The sequence below is a fragment of the Actinoplanes subtropicus genome, assembly GCF_000721705.1.
Classification (GTDB): domain Bacteria; phylum Actinomycetota; class Actinomycetes; order Mycobacteriales; family Micromonosporaceae; genus Actinoplanes; species Actinoplanes subtropicus.
In genome coordinates this window covers 13,281-38,368 of the sequence record NZ_JOJL01000054.1, presented here as the reverse complement: position 1 = coordinate 38,368, position 25,088 = coordinate 13,281, and the positions used below count along the sequence as shown (strand labels likewise).

The window sequence follows — 25,088 nt, the reverse complement described above, 5'->3', positions numbered from 1 at the left end:
TCCTGACTTCAGGAGTACCCAAGCTCCGCAAGCACTAAGAGGCCTCCCACCATTGCAGAACGTGCAGAAGGCGCGAGGTGTTCAACCGGCCGGCGCCCGGCTCCTCGAGGCGGAAGGACTGCTTCCCCGCGTACCCGGGCCCGCCCGGTCGTTCCGTCGGCCTCGCGAGGCCTCGCGGGCTCACGGGGCGTAGCTCGCCACCCGGTTGCGGCCGCCCTGCTTGGCCTGGTAGAGCGCCTCGTCGGCCCGGGCCAGGAGGGTGCCGGGCTCGGTGTCGGTGGGCTCGTAGGGTGCCAGCCCGATGCTCGCCGTGACGGCCAACGGCCCGGCATCGGTGTCGATCGGCCGTTCGTCGAGCGCCACCCGGACCCGCTCGGCGAGGATCTGCGCGCCGTCGGCCGCGGTGTCGGGCAGGAAGATGGCGAACTCCTCGCCGCCGTACCGGCCGAGCAGGTCGGTCTTGCGGATGGTCCGGCTCAGCCGCCCCGCCACCTCGACGATGACCTGGTCGCCGACCGGGTGTCCACAGGTGTCGTTGATCTTCTTGAAGTGGTCGATGTCCAACATCAACGCGGTCAGCGGGGTGCCACGCCGGCGGGCGGTGGCGATCTCCCGGTCGGCGAGGTGGAAGAAATGCCGGCGGTTGAACAGGCCGGTGAGCCCGTCGGTGAGCGCGAGCTGCTCCACCCGGGCGAAGAGTATCGCGTTCTCGTAGGCGATCATCCCCTGGCCGGCCAGGACGGCGGCGATCTCGCGATGGCTCTCGCCGTAGGCCCCCGCCCGGTCCGCCGACACGAACACGACGCCGACCGGCTTCTCCCGGGTCCGCAGCGGCAGTGCCAGCCAGGAGGCCCGGGCGGCCGCGGCGAAGATGGCCGGAGGCGCCTGGTCGCCGGTGTCCGCCGACACCGGGCCGGCGCTGTCGAGCAAGGCCTCGCCGAGGTCGGCAACGGCCTCGTCCGGGTCGTCGACCAAGATGATCTTATCGTCGTCCACGATCGCGAGCCGGGTCTCGTCGGCCGCCAGCGCATCGCCGATCACGACGCGGATCCGGTCCAGCACCTCGGCCGGCACCAGCGTGCCGGAGACCCGCTGCATCGCCGTCCGCAGCGTCTCGGCGATGTCCCGCTCGTGCTGGGCCGTGCGGATGTCCACCGTGAGCTGCGCGGCCCGGGCCGTCTCGAGGGCGGCGGCCACGTGCATCGTGATCGCCGCGAGCACGCCGGCGTCGGCCGTCGTGAACATGCCCTTGGCGACCCGGCTGTCCAGGTAGAGCACGCCGAGCAGCCGCCCGTCGTGCAGCAGCGGGGAAACCATGATGCTGCGCAGGCCGTGCGCGACGGCACTCTGCGAACCGAGGGCGGCCCCCTCGTCGGTGCCGGTCACGACCAGCGGTTCGCGGTCCCGCCGGACCCGTTCGACCAGGCTCGAACCGTAGCCGACCAGCTCGGTCAGGTCGTGGCCGGCGGCGTCGCGGCCCCGATGCGGCACCAGCCGTTCCCGCTCGTCGGCGAGGAAGAGGTAGGCGCGTTCGGCGGCGAGGATCCGGATGGTCTCGTCCAGCGCGACCCGGGTCAGCTGCCCCGGGTCGACGATCCGGGCCGAGGCCACGCCCATCGCGGCCACCGCGTCCAGCCGCAGCCGGTACCCGGCGGCGGAGGCGTCGGTTTCGGTCGCCCGGGTGGTGCGGCCGGTGGCGGCGGCGAACGGGTCGAGGCCGAACTCGTCGCGGATCCAGGCCGCCCGATGCGGCCAGTCGTACCGGGCGGCGAGCGCGAGCGCACCCGCGGCGGCGATCGTCGACTCGGCCTCCTGACCGAGCGCCCGCAGCGCGTACGCCCGCAGCCGGGCCGCCTCGAAGCTGACCAGCGGCGCGTCCACCGCCCGCAGGAGGGGGCCGCCCTTGGCCAGCGCGGTGAGCACGCCGGCCGGGTCGCCGTCGAGCTGGCGCAGCCAGGCCCCGGCCACCGTGGCATGAGCCTTCAGCAAGGCCGACGACGCGACGCCGCGCAGGGTGCCGACGGCCTCCCGTGCGGCGGCCGATGCCGCATCGCCGTGCTGCGGCGTCGCGGTGCGGCATTGTTCCAGGCGGCCGAGGGCGAGGTACGCGTAGAGCCCGCGCAGCGGGACGAGCATCGTCTTCGGGCTGATCGCCAGGGCGGCGACGTCGGCGGCGACCCGGTCGAAAGCCGGGCCGAGGTCGCGCTGCTCGACCGCCACCTGAGCCCGGGCCAGCAGCAGGCTCACCCGGCGGCTGGGACTGCGGAACGCCTCCGGGTGCTCGGCCGCGCGGTTCAGCGCCGCATCCGCCTCGGCGACCCGGCCGGCCGCGGCGGCCACCGAGGCGCCGGCCAGGATCAGGGAGCTCTCCGGCAGGTCGGCGGCGGCCAGCCGGGCGACGCCTTCCCGGTAGAGCGTCTCCGCGTCGCGGGTGAAGCCGGCGAGCAACTGCACCCACAGCGTGCCGCCGAGCTGGGTGACGTACCGGCCGGCCTCGACCAGGCGCTCCGGGTCGGCCGAGTCGGCCAGGATGCACCGCGGCGAACCACGCCCCGCGATGTATCGGATCAGCCTCCGCTGCTGAGCGACGAAGGCGACCGCGGCCCGGTCGCCGAGCGCGGCGGCGGCGCGGGCGGCCCGGTCGAAGCCACCGGCGAACCGTGGGCCGGCCAGCATTTCCAGCAAACTGGCGAGGTCCGAGCGCACCTGGACGTACTCGGCGCAGATGCCGAGCCGGACGACCGGGTACAGCGACCGCAGCAGCAGCGAGAGCGCCAGCATCGCGTCGAGCCCGAGCGCGGCGGCGGCGCCCCCGGCACCGTACAGGCGGGCCTGGAGCCGGAGCCGGTCGGCCGCCGCGCCGGTGGCGGTGCCGAACCCCAGGCCGGTCCGCTCGATGGCGAGCCCGGCGGCGAATCCGGCGAGCGAGCCGGCGAACAGTGCCAGCGGGTTGCCGGGCAGTTCGCTGTCCAGTTCGGACAGGGCCTCGTGCATGGTGGCGAGGCACGGCTCGAGGTCCCAGGCGTCGGCGTGCAGCAGGGCGACGGCGAGCAGGATCCGGGCTCGGACGGTCCGGTCGGTGACGGTCGCGAGGGTCGCGGTCAGGGTGTCGACGGCCCGGGTGAGGTGCCCGGCCCGGTGGTACGCGGCCCCGAGCAGCTCGCCGATCTCGCCGGCCACCGGCAGAGAGCCGGCTTCGCCGGCCCCCGGCACGGCGGCGGCTTCGTAGGCCACGGGGAGGGCGGCGGCTTCGCCGGCCACGGGCAGGGCGGCGGCCAGCCGGTACGCAGGTTCGAGCAGCGCGACCGCCTCGTGCGGGGCGTGTTCGGCGAGGGCGAGCGCGGCGGCGGCCCGGCACGCCTCGACCACCCCGGCCGGGTTGCGGCCGGGATGCCCGGCCAGGTGGTGGCGGGCGCGGGCGTACACGTACGCGGCGCCCGAACCGCCGGCCTCGCCGAGCGATTCGGCGAGGCGCTGGTGCAGATCGCGCAGCCGCGCCGGGTCGGCGCGCTCCAGCAACGATCGGCGCAGCAGTTCGTGCGCGAAGGCGTAGCCGTCCTCCTGCCGGCGCACCACGCCCCGTTCCGTGCCCTCGGTCAGCAGACCGGCCGCTTCCTCGTGGCCGAAGCCCGCCGCGCCGGCGGCGAGCGCGACCGGAAACTCCGGGCCGATCGCGGCCACCGCGGTGAGCAGGTCACGGCAGGGCCCGGTGAGGCCGTCGAGCCGCCGCAGCACCAGCGCGCGCAGGTCCGCGGGCAGCGCGATCCGGTCCAACTCGGCGACGTCCAGCCGCCACCGACCCCGGAACGGGGTGAGCACGCCGGCGTCCACCACCGCGGCGAGATACTCGCGGACCTCGGCGGGGGTCGTACTGCCCCGGCCGGCCAACCGGCTCAGCACCTCGGTGTCCAGGTCACGGCCCCGCGCGAACGCGGTGATCAGGGCTGCCGCCTGGGTCTCGCCGAGCGGCCCGAGCGTGACCGTCGAGTCGGGTGGCGGCCGCACGCCCGGCGGGAGGTCGCCGGCCCGCTCCGGCGCGAGGGTCAGCACCACCAGCAGCGGCACGCCGGCCGGCGCGGCGGCCAGCAGGCGTAGCACCGCGCGGGTCGCTTCGTCGGCCCGGTCGGCGTCGTCCACGACGAGCAGCGCGCCGCCGGCGGCGCGGGCCAGGTCGAGAATCCGGTCGACGACCGACCGGGTGAAGGCGTCCGGGTCGCCGGCGAGGTCGTCCAGCCGGTCACCGAGTGCGGCGCGCAGCGGGGCGAGCGGTACCGGCGCCGGCGGGCAGGCGCCGGTCAGCACCTCGGCCCCGGCCTCGCGGGCCACCCGGGCCAGCTCCTCGGCCAGCCGCGTCTTGCCGGCGCCCGGCCCGCCCGCCACGACGGCGAACCCGCCGGCACCGGCCCGCGCCCGCGCCCACCGCTCGGTGAGCCGGGCCAGTTCCCGGTCGCGGCCGGTCAACGGCACCGGATCGGCCGGGTGGACGCCCGCGTCGCCGGCGCCGGGGACGAAGGCGGCGGCCGGGTCGGCGGCGAGCCGGCTCAGATCGGCGGCGAGTCCGGCGGCGGTCTGGTACCGGTCGTCGGGATCCTTGGCGAGCAGCCGGCCGATCACCTCGGCCAGGATGTCCGGCACCTCCGGCCGGGCCGCCCGGGGATCGGGCGGCGGCGTCGCGGCGTGCATCCGCAGCAGCTCACCGGTGTCGGCGGCGGCAAACGGCGGAGCGCCGGTCAGGCATTCGTGGAGCACGGCGCCCAGCGCGTACAGATCGCTGCGCGCGTCCACCGGCCGGTGCAGGGTGCCGCTCTGCTCGGGCGCGCAGTACTGCAGCGTGCCGACGGTCTGCTCGACCACTCCGGCCGCGGCGCGCCCGGCCATCCCCAGATCGATGAGCCGGGCCGTCCCGTCCGGCTCGATCATGACGTTCTGCGGCTTCACGTCCCGGTGCACCAGGCCCACGTCGTGCAGGGCGGCGAGCGCGCCGGCGAGCTGGGCCCCGAGGCCGATCACGCGGTCCACGCCGAGCGGCCGGATCCGGATCTCCTCGGCGAGGCTCCGCCCCTCGATCAATTCCATGATCAGGTACGGCCGGTGCCCCGTCTCGCCGACCTCGTGCACCCGGGGCAGGCCCGGGTGGTTGGTCCAGGCCAGCAGGGACGCCTCGCGCCGCAACGCCGGCGTGGCCGCGTCGCCGGCGCCGGCCGGGAAGACCTTCATCGCCCAGTCGCGGCCGTCACGCCGCACCCGGTAGACGACGGTCTGGGCGCCGCGCCCCAGCTCGGCGAGGATGGTCACACCGTGCGGCGTCTCGGGATTCACCGTCCCATCGTCGGCAGCCTTCGCGAGCAATGCCGGCAAATCGGAAAAATAGCGACGGCTCCTCGATCCGCGCCCGGCCTAGCAGGTTCGGCTCATCCAGATCGAGTCCTCGGTGGTGAAGCCGCCGCGCTGATAGAACGCCCTTGCCCGCTCGTTGTGCGCCTCGGTCTCCAGGAACATCGCACTCGCCCCGGCCCCGGCCGCCGCCTCGACGATCGCTTCCAGGGCCTGTCCGCCCAGGCCGGTCCCGGGCGTCCGGACGTAGATCTCGTCCAGGAGGCACTCACGGCCGCCGGATTCCAGGGACCAGCCCCAGGTGACCACCGCATACCCGCCGACGTCTCCGCCGGGCTCCCGGATCAGCCAGACCTGCCCGTGCCGGTCGTCCGCCAGCAGCGGCCGCAGCCCGGCCAGCACCCGCTCCAGCTCGAACGGGTGCTGGTCCACCTCGCAGAACTCCCGGATGAGCGGCAGCAGCACCGCCTCGTCGACTGCCCGGGCCCGAACGATCACGTCATGCACGCCGCGATCCTATGAGCCGCGCCAACGGTGCACCAACGCCGATACAACGACCGCTTAACGGCTGCTTGGAACAGTCCCCGTCGCTGTACTCCAACAGTCAGGGGGATTCATGAGCAGGACACCACGAACAAGGTCGGCGAGACGGCTCGCCGCGCTGGTTCTCACCCCGGTCATCGCGTTCGCCGGCACGGTCGCCGCGGACCTCGCCGTCGACGTCTCGGCGGCGCACGCCGACGACACCTACAACCCGGCCGTCAACAGCTACAACACCTATATCAGCCGCTCGGAGGTGCTGAGCCGGGTCCGCAACTGGTACAACCGCGCGCGAAACAAAGACTCGGACCTGACCTACAGCTCGGACCTGTACACAACGGACGTCGACGGCGATCACACGTACCGGCGCGACTGCTCCGGCTTGGTGGACATGGCTTGGCACTACGACGATTCCCGACCCCAGCCGCGCACCTGGGAACTCGAGGGCGACAGAAGCATCACGACGCGGGTGGACAACCACTCCGACCTGCAACCGGGTGACATCCTCGTCGACGACGTCGGCAGCGACAACCACGCGATCGTCTTCCAGGGCTGGGAGGACAACGCCAAGACTCGGTTCCAGTACTACAGTTTCGGCGGAACCCCCATGAATCACTACCCGGACGGGAAGCTCCCGGACGGGAGCTTCGACGATCCCGAGCTTGCCGGCCTTCCGACATCGCACTACACGGCCTACCGGTACAACCACATCGTCGACAGCGCGACCGGGGTCAGCGTCGCGGAGGACAGCACGAACTCGGCGCAGCCCATCGAGCGGACGTTCCTGCGCGGCGGCGACGGCTCGCTGTGGGACTACTACTACACGGGCGGGAAATGGAACGACGAGAAGATCGGCGGGCAGATCATCGGAAGCCCGGCAGCCTTCTACGACTCCGACGCCGGACTGCTGCGGGTGTTCGTCCAGGGCGCCGACCACGCGCTGTGGCAGTTCTACTGGGACGGCGCAACGTGGACCAAGCAGTCGATCGGCGGCACCCTCACCTCCGGCGTCGGTGCGCTCCTGGACCACGGCGTGGTGCGGGTCTTCGGCCGGGGCGGTGACGGCCAGCTGTGGCAGTACTACTACTCCGGCGGCTCCTGGCACCAGCAGAAGATCGGCGGCTACATCCTGGACAACCCGGCGGTGATGCTCGACGGGACCACGCTGCGGGTGTTCATGCTCGGTACCGACGGCCAGCTCTGGCAGTACTACTACGCGGGCGGCGCCTGGACGTTGCAGAGCATCGGTGGCGACTTCGACAGCGGGTTCAGTGCCACCTGGTACGCCGGGGAGATCCACGTCTTCGGACGCGCGTCCGGCACCAACGAGCTGTACCAGTACTACTACCACGGCGGCAACTGGATCATGCAGAACCTGGGCGGTGAGATCACCAGCGGTACCGCGGTGAACTTCAACGGCTCCAACCTGAACGTCTACGCCCGCGGCGCGGACGGCGCCCTGTGGCAGGACTACTACACCGGTGCCGCCTGGCACTGGCAGAAGATCGGCGGCATTCTCGCCTGAACCACGGATGATCGCACCGTACCGCCCGGCCGCACACCAGCGGCCGGGCGGTCGCATGAGCGGAGGGCCGGGCCGCCGGCGCCGCCCGGCCCGTGACCGGGTTTGCGTGCCGACGGGATGGCAGCGCCGGTGCGCCGTCGCTATGGTGAGCCCTGCTGATCAATACGGGGGATCGGCAGGAAGTCTGGTGTGTGATGGGCAAGGCTGTTCGCGGTGAGGATTAGGCTGCTCGGTCCTCTCGAGGTATTGGCCGATGACGGCACGCCGGCCGAGTTGCCGGGGCGCCATCTGCCGAGACTGCTGGCCGTGCTGGCCTGGCAGCTGAATCGGCCGGTGTCGGTCGACACGCTGCAGGAGGCGCTGTGGGGTGCGTTGCCGCCGCCCGCGGCCCGCAGCAGCCTGCGGGTGCACGTCCACCACCTGCGCCAGGCGATCGGGCATTCCCGCATCCGGCTCACCGGGGGCGGCTACGCGCTGCGGATCGAGCCCGGCGAGCTCGACGTCGACGAGTTCCGGGCGCTGGCGGCCGCGGGGAGCCGGGCGCTGGCCGCGGGCCGTGCAGCGGATGGCGTCGCCCTGCTGCGCTCGGCCGTGGCGTTGTGGCGGGGGACGGCCCTGGAAGGGCTGCGGGACGTGCTTCCGCTGGACGCGGCCGCCGACGAGCTGGAAGAGCTGCGGCTGGAGACGGTGGAACAGTGTGTCGACGCCGAGCTGGGGCTGGGGAGCTCCGGTCAGCTCGTGGCGGAGTTGCGGGCGCTGATCGCACGGCACCCGTTCCGGGAACGGCCGCGCGGGCAGCTGATGATGGCCCTGCACCGGTCCGGGCGGCAGGCCGACGCGCTCGCCGAGTACCGGCGGGCCGGCGCGGTGCTGCGTGACGAACTGGGTATCGAGCCCGGCGGGGCGCTGCAGCGGTTGCACGAGCAGATTCTGACCGGAACGCTGCCGGGGCCGCAGCCGCCGGAGCCGCCCGCGACAGTTGCGCCGCCGCCGCCGCAGCAGCAGCCGGCAACGGCCTTGGCGTCGCGGGCCTCGGGGCCGGTGCGGTGCCTGCCGCGGACCGTCGCCGACTTCACCGGCCGGGAGAGCACGATCCGCGCCCTGCTCAAGCTGATCGGCGAGCGCGGCGAACCCGGCGAGTCGGCCCCGGTCGTGGTGGTCGTCGACGGGATGGCGGGCAGCGGCAAGACGACGCTGGCGCTGCACGTCGCGTCGCTGGTCGGCGACCGGTACCCGGATGCGCACCTGTACGTGAACCTGCACGGGCACAGCGAGCAGCAGCCACTGGCGCCGGGCTCGGCCCTGATGATCCTGCTGCGTCAGCTGGGCATCCCGGCCGAGGCGATTCCCGCCGACGCGGTGGAGCGGGTCGGGCTGTGGCGGTCGGAGGTGGCGAAGCGGCGGGTGCTGGTGATGCTCGACAACGCGGCGTCCAGCGCGCAGGTCGCGGACCTGCTGCCCGCGGCGGCGTCCGCGCTGACCCTGGTGACCGGGCGGCGGCGGCTGACCCGGCTGGAGGGAGTGCACCTGGAGTCGCTGCCCGTCCTGGACGCCGACGAGGCGCTGACTCTGCTCGCCAGTATCGTCGGCGACCGCGTGTACGCCGAGGCGCAGGCCGCACAGGACGTGGTCCGCCGCTGCGGTGGCCTCCCGCTGGCGGTACGGCTGGCCGGCGCCCGGCTGGCACACCGGCCGAGATGGCGGGTCGCCGAGCTGGTGCGGCGCCTCGACGGGTCGGTGTTGCCGCAGCTGGCCGCCGAGGACCGTACCGTGGCCGACGCGTTCGTACTGTCCTACCGGCAGCTCCCGCAGCGGGCCCAGTGGGCGTTCCGGCTGTTGGGGCTGCACCCGGCGGAGACCTTCGACGCCCTCGCGGTGGCCGCGCTGGCCGGCCTGCCGCTCGGGCAGGCCGAGGAGGTGCTCGACGAGCTGGTCGACGTCCACCTGGTCGAGGAGCTGGACACCGGGGTCTTCCGGCTGCACGACCTGATCCGCGAGTATGCCGCCATGCTCGTCGCGGACCTGCCAGCGGCCGACCGCCGCGCGGCGTTGCTCGGCCTGCTCGACCAGCAGATGCACGCGGCCGCCGCGACGGTCGAGGCGGCGCGCCGGGCCCTGCTGGTGCGGGATCTGCGCGCCCCGGCGCCGCTGCGGCCGGACCTGCTGGCCGCCCTGGCCGACCCGGCGGCGCGCCTGGAACGCGAACGGCCCCACCTGATGGCGCTGGTGCGGGCGGCCGAGGCGGTCGAGCCCGCTTACGCCTGGCGGATCCCCCGGGCCGCGTGGCGGTACCTCTGGTCCCGCGGCTACGTCGACGACATCGCGAGCCTGCATCAGCGGGCGCTGGCGGCCGCCGAGTTGCTCGGCGACGATTCCGCCGCCGCGACCGTGCTGCACTACCTGGCCTCCGCGCACTACATGCGCGCCGAGTTGGACCAGGCCTGCGAGATGATGCTGCGGGCCGTCCGGCTCCGCGAGCGGCTGGGCGAGACTGCGGGGGTGACGAGTTCGCTGGGCAACCTCGCGAACATCTACGGGGTGATGGACCGCTGGCCGGACAGCATGCGCGTCGCACTGGCCGCCGAGGCGCGGCCGGTCAAGAGCGCCGGCCCGTCCACCGCCGTCTACACCCTGGCGCAGGCCAGTTTCCGCCTCGGCCGATACCCGGACGCCCTGCGCTACCAGCGGCGCGCGCTGATGGCCGCCGCCGAGGCCGGTGACGAGGCCCGGGTCGGCAACTGCCTTTTGATGCTGGCCCTCATCAAGCACGCGGCCGGCCTCGCCGGCACCGGGCGGACCAGGCGGCTGCTGACCGCGTCGCTGCGCCTGTTCCAGCGCGTACACGACCGTGCCGGGGAGATCGAGGCGCGGCACGAGCTCGCGAATCTGCTGCGTACGCAGCACCGGTACGCCGAGGCGCTGGCCGAGCATCGATGGGTGCTGGACGCCATCGTGCCGATACGCCACCCGTGGTGGGAGGCCCGGTTCCGCACCGACTTCGCCGACACGCTGCGCCTCGCCGGGCGGGCCGGCGAGGCGCGGGCGATGGCCGAGCACGCCCTGCGGATCGCGCGGGGCCGCCGGCTGTCCTACTTGACCGCCCGCGCGCAGGCCGGCCTGGCCGAATGCCTGCTCACGACCGATCCGGCGGAGAGCCGGCGGCTGTGGGAAGAGGCGCGAGACACCTTCGCCCGGCTGGGCGCGATCGAAGTCGTCGACGTCGACAAGCGGTTGGCCGCCACCGGGCAACTGTGACGGCTACGGCTTGTTCCACACCTCGTTGGGCTGGTCCACGCAGGTGTAGAGATCGATCTTCGTGCCGTTGGCGGTGCCCTGTCCGATCGCGTCCAGGCACTTGCCCGACTGCACGCCGACGATGTGGCCGTCGTCGCGGTACACCCATCGCTCGTTGTCCGAGCCCACGCACGTGTACAGGTCGATCGGCGTGCCGTTGGTGGTGGTCGCGCCCTTCGCGTCCAGGCACATGTTGCCGTACACCAGGATCTCTCCGCCGGGGGTGAGGTGCCAGTACTGGTTGACCGCCCCGTCGACGCAGGTGTAGAGCTCCACCTGGGTTCCGTTGGTCCGCTCGGCGCCGGTCGCGTCCAGGCAGCGCGAGGACTGCGCACCGAGCAGCGTGCTCGACCATCCGGTGGAGGCGGCCGTCCCGCCGGAGACCCGGTACATGACCACGCCGTGTGCCGGCACCGAGGCGCTGATGGTGCCCGTGGTGGTCGTGGTGGCCCCGGTCCACAGGTTGGTCAGCCGGTAGCTGGACGCGCCGGACTTGCCGACGGCGGCGGCGCTCGTGGTGACGGTCGCGGCGCTGTCGGTCTCGTTGAACAGGACCACCGAGACGTCCCCGTTGGACAGCGGCTTGGTCAGCGCGTCCAGCCCGCTGTTGAGTTTGACCGGGGTGCCCTGCACACCGAGGGAGTCCTGGTCGACTGCGACGATCCGGCTGTTGGTGAGAGCCGACATGGTCGCGCTGCTGGCGGAGGCGAGGTCGGTGCTGGCGATGAGCGGCGCGGCCATCTCCGCCCAGAGGCTGAATTCGGCCTGGTCCTCGGTGGCCGTCTTGCCGTTGCCGACCTGCAGCAGGTCCGGGTCGTTCCAGCCGTGTGGCCCGGCGAAGCTGGCCTGCGCCATGTTCCCCTTGAAGGTGGACAACATGCTGGCGTACGTCGCGGTGCTGTCACCGGTGGTGCGCCACATGTTGCCGACCCCGGCTCCCCACGTCGGCACCGATTCCTGACCCCAGTTGCAGATGCTGTAGAGGATGGCCCGGCCGGTGTTGTGCAGGGCGTCCCGCATGGCGGTGTACCGGGTGAGGGCGGGCACCCCGTGGTTGCCGCAGTTGTCGTACTTGAGCAGGTCGATGCGCCAGGAGGCGAACAGGTTCGCGTCGGCCTGCTCGTGGCCGTAGCTACCGGGCAGGCCTTGACAGGTCTGGGTGCCGGCGCTCTCGTAGATGCCGATCTTGAGGCCGAGGCCGTGGATGTAGTCCGCGGTGCCGGCGATGCCGTCGGGGAACTTGCCGTAGTCGGGTTGCAGGTTCCCGCTGGAGTCGCGCGTCGACTGCATCCAGCAGTCGTCGATGTTCACGTACTTGTAGCCGAGCGCGGCCATGCCGGAGGACACCAGCGTGTCGGCGGCCGATTTCACCGAGCTTTCCGTCACCGCGCACTTGTTGGTGTACCAGCTGTTCCAGCCCATCGGCGGGGTAGCGGCCAAGCCGTTGTCCCATGCCGGCTCCGGCGCGTCCGCCAGGGCCCGCGTGGCCGCCGTGCCGAGGACCGCCCCGCCGGCCGTCGCCAGGACCAGCGTGACTCCGGCGAGCGCCGCGGCCCAGCCTCTTCTTCTGTGCATCCATCCCCCATGCGAGCGTCGCGCGCCTGCCCGGTCGGCAGGATTGCAGTCCGCGCACCCTCGCAGGATGGCGTTGTCCTCCTGTTAAGACGTCGTTGTCAGCCCTTGATGGCGCCGGCGGTCATGCCGGCGACTATCTGGCGGTTGAAGAACAGGAACATGACCAGGGGCGGGATCGTGATCAGCAGGATGTTCATGAAGAGCAGGTTGTACTGGGTGTTGTAGGTGCTGGCGAAGTTGTACAGGGTCAGCTGCACCGTGGCGTTCTGGTCGCCGGGCAGGAAGTACAGCGGGTTGGTGAAGTCGTTGAAGACGAAGACCGACTGGACCACCACCGAGGTGATGATGACCGGTCTGAGCAGGGGGAGGATGACCCGGAAGAACAGGCGCATCGGGCCGGCGCCGTCGATGACGGCCGCCTCGTCGAGTTCCCGCGGGATCGTGCCGATGAAGGCGCGGAACAGCAGGATCACGAAGGACAGGCCGAACGCCACCTCGACCAGGATCAGTCCGGGCATCGTCCGGAAGAGCCCCAGTTTCTGAAGGACCCAGATCGTCGGCACCACCGCGGGCGGGATGATCAGGCCGGCCAGGACCAGGGCGTTGACCAGGGCGTTCCACTTGCTGCGGCGGCGCTGGAGGACGAAGGCCACCATCGCGCCGAAGACCACCATCAGGGTCACGCTCGCCACCGTCAGGATGGTGCTGTTGATGAAGGCGATGATGAGCATGTAGTCGCGGGCCTCGACCACGTCGATGAAGTTCTGCACCAGGCGGAACTGGTGCGGCCAGGAGAAGTCGAGCAAGCTGGCCTGTTGCTGGTCCTTGATCGCGGTGAGCAGGACGAAGGCGAACGGGACCAGGAAGACGATCACCGAGAGCACGATGGCCAAGAAGCTGAGCAGCAAGTTCTTGCGGGGGCGCCGCGAGGTCAGCACCGTCACAGCTCGACCTCCTTACGGTTCAGGAAGCGGGACAGGGGCAGCACGATCGCCGTCACGACGAGGAACAGGACCACGTTGCCGGCGGTGGAGAGGCCGTAGAAGCCGGCCTGGTACTGCTTGTAGATGACCGAGGCGATCACGTCCGAGGTGAAGCCGGGGCCGCCCCGGGTCATCGCCCAGATCAGGTCGAAGGAGCGCAGGCCGCCGATCAGCGACAAGGTGATCACGGTGACCGTGGCGGGGCGGGCCAGCGGCAGCACGATGTGCCGGAAGTTCTCCCAGGCGCCGGCGCCGTCGACGCGGGCCGCCTCGAAGTACTCCTGCGGGATGGAGACGATGCCGGCGATGTAGATCAGGGTCGCCAGGCCGACGCCCTTCCACACGTCGACCAGGGCGACCGACAGCAGCGCGTACGACGGGTCGGTGAGCCAGCCGGGTCCCTGGATGCCGATCAGCGACAGGGACTGGTTGATCAGGCCCTTCTCGGGGTTCATCAGGACCGTGAAGGTCAGGCCGACGCCGATCGTGGAGACCAGCACCGGGAAGAACACGACCGAGCGCAGGTAGCCGCGGGCGAGGATCTGCGAGGTGAGGAGCATCGCCAGCAGCAGGCCGAGGACGACCTTGAGGCCCGAGGTGACGACCGCGTAGATCAGCGTGTGCCACAGGCTGGTGACGAGCGCGGGCTCCTGGAAGAACGTCCTGTAGTTGCCGAGCCCGATGAACTTCGAGTCGAAGATGCTCCACCGGGTGAGGCTGAAGTAGAAGGCGATGATCGTCGGCACGATGAAGAGCACGCCGTAGATCACGGCGGCCGGCAGGTAGAACCAATGGGGGTACGGGCTCTTGGCCCGTACCCGGCCCGCCGAGGAGACCAGGGTCTCGGCGGGCCGGGTCACGGTGGTGGTCGCCACGGGCTCGTCTCCTACCAGCCCGACAGCCCGAGTTGCTGGGCCTGCTTCTTCACGTCCTCGTCGTAGTGCTTGGCGCCGGCGTCCGCCTTGCTGATGCCGGAGCCGACCTCGACGCAGATCTGCTCGAGCGCCGGGCCCTTGACGGGGGAGAGGAACTCGAGCGCGAGGCTGGAGTTGCCGCCGTCGATGTAGGCCTGCATGTCCTTGACCGCCTGCGGGACGTTGTCGCCGACCGTGCAGCCCTTGACCGCGTACGGGCCGGTAGGGGTCGATGCGGCGGTCTGCGAGTTGCAGCCGTCGGAGCTGGCGATGTAGGCGAGGAACTTCTTGGCCGCGTCCAGCTTGGCGCCGGTCGTGGTGGTCGGGATGTAGACGCCGGCCGGGCTCCAGACGGTCAGCTTGTTCTGCGACGCGTCCGTGCCGGGGATGGCGAACAGGCCGATCTTGTTCTCGCTGCCCGGGTTCTCCGCGATCAGCTCGCTCATCAGCGCGGACAGGATCGGGTAGTTCGCGCCCTTGCCCTGGGCCAGGTAGCGGAGCGCGTCCGGCACCTTGGCCGAGGCGTAGTCCTTGTTCTGGTAGCCGAGGTCGTGGACCTGTTGCAGGTGCTGGAAGCCGGCCAGCGCGGCGGGGGTGGTCGCGTACTTCGCCTGGTTCTTCGTGTACTGGTCGGGGAACTGCGGGTCGGCGGTGAGCACGTTGGCGAAGTCGCCGAGCACGAACAGCTGGCTGGTCCACGTCTCGCCGTAGCTCTGGATCACCGGGGCGATGCCGGCCGCCTTGATCTTCGCGTTGTTGGCCATGAAGTCGTCCCAGGTCTTCGGCACGGACAGGCCCAGCTTCGCGTACACGTCCTTGTTGTAGAGGATCGCCCCGGCCATGAAGCCACCCCACGGGACGCCGTACACCTTGTTGTTCGCGGTCACGGTGGTGGTGAAGTTCTTGTCCAGGTTGCCGATGTTCTGGCCGTCGTCCAGCGGCACCAGGTTCTTCTCCGGCGCGATCGCCTGGAACAGCGAGCCGGAGTTGTACTCGAACACGTCGCTCATGTCGCCGGTGGAGAGCCGGGTCTTGATCAGGTTGTCGCCGTCGGTGCCGGCCGGCCGGGTCTCCACCTTGATCTCGATGGCCGGGTTCTTGGCGGCGAAGTCCTTGGCCAGCTGGTTGGCGATCTTCACGGTCTCCGCGCCGTTGTCGACGAGGAAGTTGAGGGTGACCTTGCCGCCGGCGGAGCTGTCGCTGGAGCCGAGGCTGCCGGCGCTGCACGCGGTGAGCGCCATCGAACCGGCGGCGAGCAGGGCGACCGCTATGTGTCGTGTTCTCATGTCAGTTACCTCCGGGGGAATAGAGGGCGCGCATCCGATCGGCGCCCGGGACGAAGCCGTCCGCGGTGGCGGCGTCGACGACGGTTGCCGCCGGCGCGTCGAAGAAGCGTTCGAGCCGCTCGGCGAGCTGGGCCTCATCGGCCGCGACGCCGGATTCCACGGCGGCGGCGACCAGCCGGTCCCAGCTGGGTGCGTGGTCCATCAACTGCCGGATCGAGGGCGCTGCGTCATCACCGGCACCTGGTCCTTCGGACGGTGCGGAGGATCCGGGCCCCTGGGGGGCCACAACCCCGTCGGAGTACGGGTCGGGGACGCGCCATTCGTGCTTCCCGTGGCGTACGTCCAGGTCCTGGTCCTGGCCAGGCACCCGGACGACGGCCGCGGCACCCACCGGAACCACGACGGTCAGGCGCAGCTCGCCGTCGGACCTCTCCCAGGCCACCGATGCCTCCCCGTAGGGCGTCAGATGCCGGGCGGCGGCCCGGGTCAGGCGCGCGGTCGGCAGCGGCCGCACCTCGATCAGCCGGTAGCCGGGCGCGCCCGGGGCCAGCCCCGCCACCCGCCGGTGCAGCCAGTCGGCGACCGCACCCAGCGCGTAGTGGTTGAACGAGGTCATCTCGCCTGGGTTGATCCGCCCGTCCGGCAGCATGCTGTCCCACCGCTCCCAGACCGTCGTCGCCCCCATCGTCACCGAGTAGAGCCACGACGGGCAGCCGGTTTGCAGAAGCAGCCGGTACGCGAGGTCGGCGTGCCCGGCGTCGGCGAGCGCGTCGGTCATCAGCGGCGTGCCGACGAACCCGGTGCTGATCCGGAACCCGGCGGCCCGCACCAGGTCGGCCAGCCGCTCCCCGGCGTGCGCGCGCTGCCCGGCGTCCGGCAGCAGAGCCCACTGCAGGGCGAGCGCATACGTGGTGGCCGCGTCGCCGAGCACCCGGCCGCCGGGCGTCACGTACTCGCGCGCGAACGCCTGCCGGACCCGGGCGGCCAGCTCGCCGTACTCGCGTGCGGTGCCGGGGTCGCCGGCCACCTCGGCGGCGAGCGAGACGATCTCGGCGCTTCGGGCCAGGTGCGCGGTGGCGATGACGTCCGGGAGGGCCTTGGCCCGGAACGGGTCCGCGGGCGGCGCGGTCGGATCGAGCCAGTCACCGAACTGGAAACCGCCGGCCCACAGCAGGGCCGGCCCGGCGAGCGCGGCCATCTTGTCGACCCAGCCGCGCATGCTGGGCAGCTGCCGTTCGAGCAGGCCCCGGTCGCCGGTGCGCTGGTAGAGCACCCAGGGCACGATGGTGGCCGCATCGCCCCAGGCCGCGGTGGCCGGGCCGGGCCGGCGGAGCACGTCCGGGATCACGTACGGGACGGAGCCGTCCTTCTGCTGCTCGGCGGCCAGGTCGGCGAGCCAGTTGCCGAGGAAGCCGGCGGTGTCGAACAGGAAGCTGGCGGTGGGCGAGAAGACCTGGATGTCGCCGGTCCAGCCGAGCCGCTCGTCGCGCTGCGGGCAGTCGGTCGGGACGTCGACGAAGTTGCCGCGCATGCCCCAGACGACGTTCTCGTGGAAGCGGTTCAGCAGGGCGTGGTCGGTCTCGAACCAGCCGGTCCGGCGCAGGTCGGAGCCGACGACCACGGCCTCGATGTCCTGTTCTTGAACGGTGACCCCGGTGACCTCGGCGTAGCGGAAGCCGTGGAAGGTCAGCTCCGGTTCGAGGATGGTCTCGGCGGGGCCGGCCAGGACGTAGGAGTCGGTGGCCTTGGCGGTGCGGAGGGGGCGGACGCCGAGTTCGCCGTTCTCGAGGACCTCGGCGTGCCGGACGACGATCTCGTCGCCGGGGGCGGCGCCGCGCACGCGCAGGCGCACCCAGCCGACCAGGTTCTGGCCGAAGTCGATGAGCTGCTTGCCGCTGGGGGAGGTGGTCACCGCGACGGCCGGGACGGTCTGGGTGACGCGGACGGGTGGGCCGTCGGGGGCGACCAGCAGCGCCAGGTCGGCGTCGAGCACGTCCACCGCGCTTGTCGCGCCCGGGCTTGTCGCGCCGGGCGAGATACTCGCCGAACGAGTATCTCGCTGGGCGAGATACTCGCCGGCCAAGATACTAGCCGAGCTAGTATCTTGCGCGGCTAGTATCTCGCTGGGCGAGTATCTCGCCCAGCTAGTATCTTGCTCGGCGAGGAAGCCGTCGGCTATGCGCAGGTCGGTGCGCTGGCCGTCGTACAGGTCGTCGGCGACTATCCGGCTCTCCCGGGCGGTCCACGAGCGGTCCGTGCCGAGGACGTGCACCGCCCCGTCCGCGGTCGTCACCTCCAGCTGGGCCAGCGCCGCGAGCCGGTCGCCGTAAACCGCGTGCCGCCCCTGGAAGCCGAGCCGCCCGCGGAACCACCCGTTGCCGAGCAGGATCTCCAGCCGGTTGGTGCCGCTCGTGACCAGGTCCGTGACGTCGTAGGTCAGGTAGCGCAGCCGGTGCTGGTACGCCGTCCAGCCGGGTGCCAGCCGCTCGTCGCCGACCCGCCGGCCGTTCAGGCTCGCGATGTAGAGGCCGTGTGCCGTGGCGTAGAGCCGGGCCATGACGATGTCGGCGGGCAGGTCGATGGAACCGGACAGGATCGGGGCCGGGTCTCCGATCGTGGCCAGATCCCGGGGACTGATCAGGCGGGCGGTCCAGTCGGCGGCGGTCAGCAGGCCGGCCTCGACCACGCCGGGGGCGGACCACTCGCTCCATGAATCGGTGTCGCCCACCCGTACCCGTACCCAAGCTTGTTCTCTGGCCAGGAGTGCAGCAGCCGGCCAAGCCACCAGGATCTGCTCGCCGGAGGCGGCGTCATGCAACGAGCGGGCGCCGCCTCGGCTGATCTCGATCTCGTAGCGGGTCTGCGCCCAGCCGGCCGGCGCCGCCGGGACCTGCCAGGACAGGCGCGGGGTCGCGGTGCCGATGCCGAGCACCGGGCGGTCGGCCGGGTGGTGTTCGAAGCGAAGGTCGGTCGGTGCGGCGAGCTCGGGCATGGCACTCCAAACTGAGTAAAACGATGAAGCGGGTGAAACGATTCAAGACCGCCTTCATCCTGCGGTGTGTGCTGGGTCACGACATAGCCCGATGTGCACCGGAGGTAGCACGAAATTCACCTGCGCCATACGGTGACGCAATGAAGGAGGACGTCTTCCCCGTCGAGCAGGTGCGCACGTTGCTGCACATCATCGACGGGACGCTGGCGTTCGCGGGGCACTACGTGCACGAGGACGCGCACCCGATCCACACCCACAGCTTCGTCGAGATCGCCGTGGTGATGGGCGGCGAGGGCGCCCAGCGCAGCCTGGCCGGGCGCAAGCAGCTGGCGGTCGGCGACGTGCTGATGCTGCGGCCGGGCGTCTGGCACGGGTACGAGGACTGCCGCGGGCTCGACCTGTACAACTGCGGGTTCTCGATCGAGCTGCTGCGGCGCGAGCTGGCCTGGACCCGGGAGGATCCGCAGCTCGGCCACCTGCTCTGGACCGGGCCGTACGCCGAGCAGCGCCGCGGCGTCCTCACCGGGCATCTCGGGAAGCCGGCGTACGACGAGTGCCTCGAACACCTCGAAGGGCTGCACGACCTGCGCAACGCCGACGTCGCCACCCATCGCGGCGACCTGATCGGGCGGCTCACCCTGTTCCTGAGCTGCGTGGCCCGCGCGCTCGCCCCGGCCGGCACGCCGGAGACCGCGGAGATCCACCCGGCGGTGCTGGAGGGCATGCGGATCATGGAGGAGCGCCCGGCGTACCACTGGACGCTGACCGCCCTCGCCGCCGAACTGCACCTCGCGCCCGGCTACCTGGTGCGGCTGTTCAAGGCGGCGACCGGGCTGCCGCCGATGGCGTATCTCTCCCGGCACCGCGTCGAGCTGGCCGCGAACCGGCTCCTGCACACCGACCAGCCGATCAACCGGATCGGCGAGTCGGTCGGCTGGCCCGACCAGAACTACTTCGCCCGGCGGTTCAAGTCGCACTACGGGCTGAGCGCGTCCACGTACCGGGCCAGGTTCACCCGCCGGCTGCGTTTGCCGAAAGTACCGGAGGGGTAGAGCGCCTTCAATTTCCGTTGGAGGCCACCATGGGCACTGACCTCGCGCCCGGCGGAATACAGCGCCGCCGGGCCGCCATCGCCAGCACGGTCGGCACCACCATCGAGTGGTACGACTTCTTCCTCTACAACACGGCCGCGTCCCTCATTTTCCCGGCCCTGTTCTTCCCCAAGCAGGCCGCCTTCACCGGCATCCTGCTGTCGTTCGGCACCCAGTTCGTCGGGTTCGCCGCCCGGCCGGTCGGCGCGGCGATCTTCGGCCACTACGGCGACCGGATCGGCCGCAAGGCCACGCTGATCGCCACGCTGTTGCTGATGGGCATCGCGACCGCGCTGATCGGGGTGCTGCCCACCTACGCCTCGATCGGGTACGCGGCGCCCGTGCTGCTCACCCTGCTGCGGGTCCTGCAGGGCGTCGGGGTCGGCGGCGAGTGGGGCGGTTCGGTGTTGCTCTCGATGGAGTGGGGAGCGCGCCGGCGGCGGGGGTTGATGGCGTCGTGGCCGCAACTGGGGGTGCCGCTCGGGCTGGTGCTCTCCACCGGCGTGGTGCGGCTGATGACCGACTGGACCGGAGACTCGTTCGACTCGTGGGGCTGGCGGATCCCGTTCCTGCTCAGCTTCGTGCTGATCGGCGTGGGCCTCTACGTCCGGCTGCGCGTGCTGGAGAGCCCCGAGTTCGAGGCGGTCCGCAAGACCGAGACCATCGTGCGGCGTCCTCTGGTCGAGGTGATCCGCACGGAGTGGCGGCAAATTCTCACTTCCGCTTTCGTACGGATGGGGGAGCAGGCGCCGTTCTACCTCTTCACCAGCTTTGTCCTGACCTATGCGACAAAGCACCTGGATTTGACCCGCGATCGCGTCCTGGACTTCATCCTTGTCGCCGCCGCCGTGGGCCTGATCAGCGTGCCGCTCTTTGGCCATCTGTCGGATATGTACGGGCGTAGGCGCGTTTACGGCACCGGGATCGTGCTGACGGCGCTGTTCGCGTTCCCGTACTTCGGGCTGCTCAACACCAAGGAATCCGTGCTGGTGCTGATCGCGATCGTGGTCTCGCTGATCTTCCACGACATGCAGTACGGGCCGCAGGCGGCGCTGATCGCCGAGGGCTTCGGCGCCAACCTGCGGTACTCCGGCGCCGGCCTGGGCTACCAGCTGTCCTCGGTGATCGCCGGCGGGCCCGCCCCGCTGATCGCCACCAAGATCCTGCAGGAGACGAACTCGAGCGTCGGCATCAGCTGGTACATCATCGGCTGCTGCGTGCTCGGCTTCGCGGCGCTGCTGCTGATGCCCCGGCGGGCGCCGGCCACGGTGGGCGAGAGCGAGGTTGAACTGCAGCGCTAGGATCACGCCCGATGCGTACGATCTTCCTCCGGGCCCTGCAGGTGACAGCCGTCGTCGTGGTCGCCACGGCCGGCTGGCACGCCTGCCGTGCGCCGGCCGTGGCGACCAACCTGGTCAAGAAAGTGGTGCTCGGGCCCGCCGGGATCGCCCGGGTCCGGCACGGGCTGCCCGCCACCGGCACCATCTCGTACCGGCCGGTCGGGCCGCCGGCGAGCGACCAGCGCAACTGCGCGGTCCTGCGCACGTACCGGCTGACGGTGGTCCGCACCCCGGGGGCCGAGCCGAGGCTGCGCTGCACGGCGGCGCGCTGATCAGGGCCGCTGGACGCCGGGCCGGCCGTCGGCGATCGCGAACGATCCGAGGGTCCGGATCGGAGCATTGCGTACGCTGACCGCGTCCACCCCACGGAAGTCGGCGGTGATCTGCTCGGGCGTGACGGTGGCCCGGGTGTAGCCGCGCCGGTCCGAGTAGAACTTCAGGTGCGGGTTGACGCTCGCCGTCGGGATCGCGGTCGATGGGCTGCCGTCGCCGCGCGAGGTGATCGAGGTGCAGACCAGTTCGGCGCCGATCGTCCGCGAGCGCGGGTCGGCGTAGTCGAGCTTGAGGTCGTTGGCCCAGGCGGTGTGGATGTCGCCGGTCAGCACCACCGGGTTGCGGACGCCGCGCTCGACCCAGCCGCGCTGCAGCCGGTCGCGGGCGGCGCGGTAGCCGTCCCAGGCGTCCATGTTGCCCGTTCCGCGACTGTCCAGCTGGCCGGCGAAGAAGACCTGCTGGCCGATGATGTCCCAGGTGGCCCGGTGCTGGGCGAGGCCGTCGAGCAGCCAGTCCTCCTGCGCCTTTCCGGTCATGCTGCGGCCGGGCCGGTCCGCGTCGGGGCAGACCCGGTAGTGGCCGCCGCACGCCTGCGGGTCGCGGAACTGACGGGTGTCGAGCATGTGGAAGGTGGCCAGCCGGCCCCACTCGAGGCGGCGGTACAGGCGCATGCTCGTACCGGATGGTTGGCTTCTCGGTCTCAACGGCAGGTGCTCGTAGTAGGCGCGGTAGGCGGCGGCGCGGCGGGCCGTCCACTGCGCGGCGGTGAGCGGCGGGATGTCGTCGAGGCGGTGGTTGCCGGCGTAGTCGTCCTCGACGTCGTGGTCGTCCGGGACCACGATCCAGGGCGCGGCGGCGTGCGCGGCCTGCAGGTCCGGGTCCACCTTGTACTGGCCGTAGCGGCGGCGGTAGTCGGCCAGGGTGAGGATCTCGGGCCCGAGGTGCACGCGTACGTGACCCGGTTTGGCCTGGCCCTCGTAGATGTAGTCGCCCAGGTGCAGGATCAGGCCGGGCCGTTCCTCGGCCATCCGGCGGTACGCGGTGAAGTAGCCGGCCTCGAAGTTCGCGCACGAGGCGAAGAGCATGACCAGGTCGCGGGCGGCGGCGCCGGGCCGGGGGGCGGTGCGCGTACGGCCGGTCGGGGAGAGCCGGCCCTGGCTGCGGAAGCGGTAGTGGTACTCGCGATCGGGGGCGAGGCCGCCGGCGATCACGTGCACGGTGTGGGCGTCGTCGTGTCTCGCCGTTGCCGTGCCGCTGCTTACGATCTTGGCGAAGGACCCGGTCGGCGACACCTGCCACTCGACCGGGACGTCGGCGGCCGGCATGCCGCCGTGGCCGTCCGCCGCCAGGGGATCGGGCGCGAGGCGGGTCCAGAGGACGACGCTGTCGGAGGCCGGCTCGCCGGAGGCGATCCCGAGCGTGAACGGGTACGCATTCCGCCGGGGAACGGCCACCATCGCGCCGAGCCCGCCGAGAACGAAGGTGCGACGATTTACCTTGTACACCTTGTCAGTGTATATCCCGATTTCTGACGAGGAGGCGGGCGAGCCCCTGGGCGGCGAGGATCGTGCCACCCGCGAACAGGAGGGCCGACGCCGGCGAGCCGCCCGGGTCGATCGGGACGCCGGCCCGCCGCAGCCGCCGCACCGCCCAGATCGAGAACGGCGCCGCCACGATCGGCGCGGTCACCACGCCCGGCGTATAGCCGCCGGTGATCGCCGACTGCGCCACGTGACTGCCGGTGTGCAGCCCGAACCCCAGCAGCGCGGCCTGGTAGAACCGGCTGCGCCCGCCGGTGCGCGCCCCGTCCGCCGCGGCCGCCGCGACCACCACGCCCACCGCCCCGATCGCGATGGCCGCCTGGGCCGGGGTGACCCGCATCAGATCCCAGACCCGGTCGGGCACCCGCGGGAAGCGCCGGCGCAGCCGCGGCCGGGCCCGGTCGACCCAGCCGCCCATCGTGATCAGTTCCTCGGTGTCGTGGATCGCCCACGCGGCCAGCAGCCCCCAGGTGACCGCCGCCGGCACGTCCCCCTCGCGTGACCTCATCAGGTCAGCGTAGGCCCGGCCGCATGCCCCCGGGGAGACCGCCGGGAGCGGCGACCTCCCCCCGGACCGGTCAGGCGTCGGGATCGAACGGGATACCGGCCGGCTCGGCCTCGGTCAGGTGGGCGGCGAAGTTCGCGTCCTTGAGCCCGAAGTTGGCGCTGCCGAAGTCGTACGCGCTCGGGATGTCCCGGATCCCGGCCGGGTAGCCGTTCCAGCCGGCCGGCGTCGGCTACTGCCAGGTGTGGCACGCGTTCTCCGGCGGCTCGTCGTTGCCGTTCGCGAGCCGGAAGTCGTGGGTGCTCGCCCCATGGGCGGCCCGCGGCCAACCCCCTAAGCTGTCGCGCGTGGAACTTGGGGGCGGGATGCGGGCCGGGGTTCGGCTGGGTGAGCGGTACCGGCTCGAGCAGCGGATCGGCGCCGGCGGGATGGGTGAGGTGTGGCGGGCCGTCGACGAGTTGCTGGGGCGGGTCGTCGCGGTGAAGGTGATGCTGCCGTCGGTGGCGGGGGATCCGGAGTTCGCGCGGCGGTTCCTGGCCGAGGCGACGTCGATGGCCCGGGTCGGTCACCGGTCGGTCGCGGCGGTGCACGACTTCGGGCGCGGGGACGGTTTCGCGTACCTGGTGATGGAGTTCGTCGACGGCGAGTCCCTGGCGCAGCGGCTGGTCCGGGAGGGGCGGCTCGACCCGGCCGAGACGATGCGGGTGCTGGCCGAGGCGGCCGACGGGCTGCAGGCCGTGCACGACCAGGGGATCGTGCACCGGGACGTCAAGCCGGCCAACATCCTGCTGCGCCGGGACGGGTCGGTGGTGCTGACCGACTTCGGGATCGCCCGGCACTCGTCCGCCAGTCAGCTCACCGCGTCCGGGGCGATTCTCGGGACGCCCAGCTATCTGTCACCGGAGCAGGTGCTCGGGCAGCCGGCCACGCCGCTCAGCGACATCTATTCGCTCGGGCTGACCGCGTACGAATGCCTGGCGGGGGAGAAGCCGTTCGTGGGCGACAATCCCTACGCGGTGGCCCTCCAGCGACTGCAGTCGGCGCCGCGCACGATCGGCATCACGCTGCCCGCGCCGATCCTCCTCGTGGTCGAGCGGGCGCTGGCCACCGATCCGGCGCAGCGCTGGCCGTCGGCTGCGGAGCTCGCCCACGTCGCCCGCGGCACCCGTTTCGGCGGCGTACCGCTCGTTTCCCCCTCCAAAAAGCAGAACCACCGCATTGCGTACGGCGCGGCCGTGCTGGCCGCCGTTCTGGTGGTCGCGTTCGGGGCCTGGCTGTTGACCCGGGGCAGATCCTCGGCGGTCGCGGCGCCGACCCCCACGGCGGCCTCGTCGTCCTCGACGGCGGGCATGGCCGGCTTCGTGGCGTGCGGCCCGGAATTCTGCCCGGCCGAGCCGATGTGCTGGGCCGGCCTCACCGAGATCAGCGGCAAGGCGTTCTCGCCCCGGGCGGTCGACTGCACCACGGACCACTACTGGGAGACCTTCGCCGCGATCCGTATCCCGGCCGGCGCCGAGCAGGTGCCCCCGGACGACCTGATGCGCCAGGCCGACATCGCCGCCGCCTGCTCGGCCGACGTGCTGGCCGCACACAGCAGCAGCCCGGCAAAGACGAAGTCATGGCGCCGCGAGGCCTGGCCGATCGACCAGCCGGGCAGCGGCGGCACGCTGCTGCACTGCCTGGCCAGCTCCCCCGACGGCGAGACCAGGACGGCGATGTTCCACTGACCGCCCGCGGCCGGCACCCTGGACCCGCCGGACGAGCAACTCCATCAGGCCGGCGGTTCGAGGCGGCTCTCGCGGGCGCCCGTGGAGGGGCCCGGAAATGTGTCGTACCCCTGTGTTCTCCTGGCCCCGCCCGGTACGGGTGGGGCCAGGCCTTGCGCCCCCGCGGTT

Annotated in this window: 15 protein-coding genes; 6 read left to right on the top strand and 9 right to left on the bottom strand. The window is 71.8% G+C overall.

Annotation, left to right across the window (positions count from 1 at the left end):
• Window positions 1-180 precede the first annotated feature (180 nt).
• Together IH26_RS0148140 and IH26_RS0148135 are read right to left on the bottom strand one after the other, a co-directional pair.
• The gene (locus tag IH26_RS0148140; RefSeq protein WP_030443038.1) at window positions 181-5,319 is read right to left on the bottom strand and encodes a diguanylate cyclase; all 5,139 of its coding nucleotides are present in this window, start codon (window positions 5,317-5,319) and stop codon (window positions 181-183) included.
• Between the two features lie 78 nt (window positions 5,320-5,397).
• Entirely contained in the window at window positions 5,398-5,841 is a 444-nt protein-coding gene (locus IH26_RS0148135; protein ID WP_034217755.1) for a GNAT family N-acetyltransferase, read from the bottom strand.
• A gap of 109 nt (window positions 5,842-5,950) precedes the next feature.
• Here IH26_RS0148135 and IH26_RS0148130 point away from each other — a divergent pair, with 109 nt between their 5' ends.
• Both IH26_RS0148130 and IH26_RS0148125 read left to right on the top strand, forming a co-directional pair.
• Window positions 5,951-7,399: a DUF8189 domain-containing protein gene (locus IH26_RS0148130; RefSeq protein ID WP_030443036.1), complete on the top strand. Its 1,449-nt coding sequence runs from the start codon at window positions 5,951-5,953 to the stop codon at window positions 7,397-7,399.
• Between the two features lie 213 nt (window positions 7,400-7,612).
• The gene (locus tag IH26_RS0148125; protein ID WP_034217753.1) at window positions 7,613-10,654 is read left to right on the top strand and encodes an AfsR/SARP family transcriptional regulator; all 3,042 of its coding nucleotides are present in this window, start codon (window positions 7,613-7,615) and stop codon (window positions 10,652-10,654) included.
• Window positions 10,655-10,657: 3 nt separating this feature from the next.
• On the opposite strand, the gene IH26_RS0148120 is transcribed toward IH26_RS0148125, so the two are convergent.
• From IH26_RS0148120 to IH26_RS0148100, 5 genes are all read right to left on the bottom strand, one after another.
• Window positions 10,658-12,268: a glycoside hydrolase family 27 protein gene (locus tag IH26_RS0148120; RefSeq protein WP_030443034.1), complete on the bottom strand. Its 1,611-nt coding sequence runs from the start codon at window positions 12,266-12,268 to the stop codon at window positions 10,658-10,660.
• A 98-nt stretch (window positions 12,269-12,366) separates the two neighbouring features.
• Window positions 12,367-13,212 carry a carbohydrate ABC transporter permease gene (locus tag IH26_RS0148115; RefSeq protein WP_245666025.1) on the bottom strand — a complete coding sequence of 282 codons (846 nt, stop codon included), beginning with the start codon at window positions 13,210-13,212 and terminating at the stop codon, window positions 12,367-12,369.
• On the bottom strand, window positions 13,209-14,126 hold the full coding sequence (locus IH26_RS0148110; RefSeq protein WP_030443032.1) for a carbohydrate ABC transporter permease: 918 nt from the start codon (window positions 14,124-14,126) through the stop codon (window positions 13,209-13,211). Before IH26_RS0148110 ends, IH26_RS0148115 begins: the two co-directional genes overlap by 4 nt.
• A gap of 11 nt (window positions 14,127-14,137) precedes the next feature.
• Window positions 14,138-15,451: an ABC transporter substrate-binding protein gene (locus IH26_RS0148105; RefSeq protein WP_030443031.1), complete on the bottom strand. Its 1,314-nt coding sequence runs from the start codon at window positions 15,449-15,451 to the stop codon at window positions 14,138-14,140.
• Between the two features lies 1 nt (window position 15,452).
• Window positions 15,453-18,443, bottom strand: coding sequence for an alpha-L-rhamnosidase (locus IH26_RS0148100; RefSeq protein WP_034217751.1), 2,991 nt, complete (start codon window positions 18,441-18,443; stop codon window positions 15,453-15,455).
• Between the two features lie 140 nt (window positions 18,444-18,583).
• Between IH26_RS0148100 and IH26_RS0148095 the strand changes: the two genes are divergently transcribed.
• Genes IH26_RS0148095 through IH26_RS0148085 form a run of 3 tightly spaced genes read left to right on the top strand, consistent with a single transcriptional unit; the run spans window position 18,584 to window position 21,146 of the window.
• Window positions 18,584-19,495: an AraC family transcriptional regulator gene (locus tag IH26_RS0148095; RefSeq protein WP_030443029.1), complete on the top strand. Its 912-nt coding sequence runs from the start codon at window positions 18,584-18,586 to the stop codon at window positions 19,493-19,495.
• A 29-nt stretch (window positions 19,496-19,524) separates the two neighbouring features.
• Window positions 19,525-20,835 (top strand): MFS transporter, encoded by a 1,311-nt coding sequence (locus tag IH26_RS0148090; protein ID WP_030443028.1) that lies wholly within the window; start codon window positions 19,525-19,527, stop codon window positions 20,833-20,835.
• Between the two features lie 11 nt (window positions 20,836-20,846).
• Window positions 20,847-21,146 (top strand): hypothetical protein, encoded by a 300-nt coding sequence (locus IH26_RS0148085; RefSeq protein ID WP_030443027.1) that lies wholly within the window; start codon window positions 20,847-20,849, stop codon window positions 21,144-21,146.
• Here IH26_RS0148085 and IH26_RS0148080 read toward each other — a convergent pair whose 3' ends face one another.
• Together IH26_RS0148080 and IH26_RS0148075 are read right to left on the bottom strand one after the other, a co-directional pair.
• Window positions 21,147-22,652, bottom strand: coding sequence for an alkaline phosphatase D family protein (locus tag IH26_RS0148080; RefSeq protein WP_030443026.1), 1,506 nt, complete (start codon window positions 22,650-22,652; stop codon window positions 21,147-21,149). It lies immediately after the preceding gene.
• A 4-nt stretch (window positions 22,653-22,656) separates the two neighbouring features.
• On the bottom strand, window positions 22,657-23,196 hold the full coding sequence (locus IH26_RS0148075; protein WP_034217750.1) for an HXXEE domain-containing protein: 540 nt from the start codon (window positions 23,194-23,196) through the stop codon (window positions 22,657-22,659).
• 344 nt (window positions 23,197-23,540) lie between these two features.
• Between IH26_RS0148075 and IH26_RS56790 the strand changes: the two genes are divergently transcribed.
• Window positions 23,541-24,920: a serine/threonine-protein kinase gene (locus tag IH26_RS56790; RefSeq protein WP_157437782.1), complete on the top strand. Its 1,380-nt coding sequence runs from the start codon at window positions 23,541-23,543 to the stop codon at window positions 24,918-24,920.
• Window positions 24,921-25,088 lie beyond the last annotated feature (168 nt).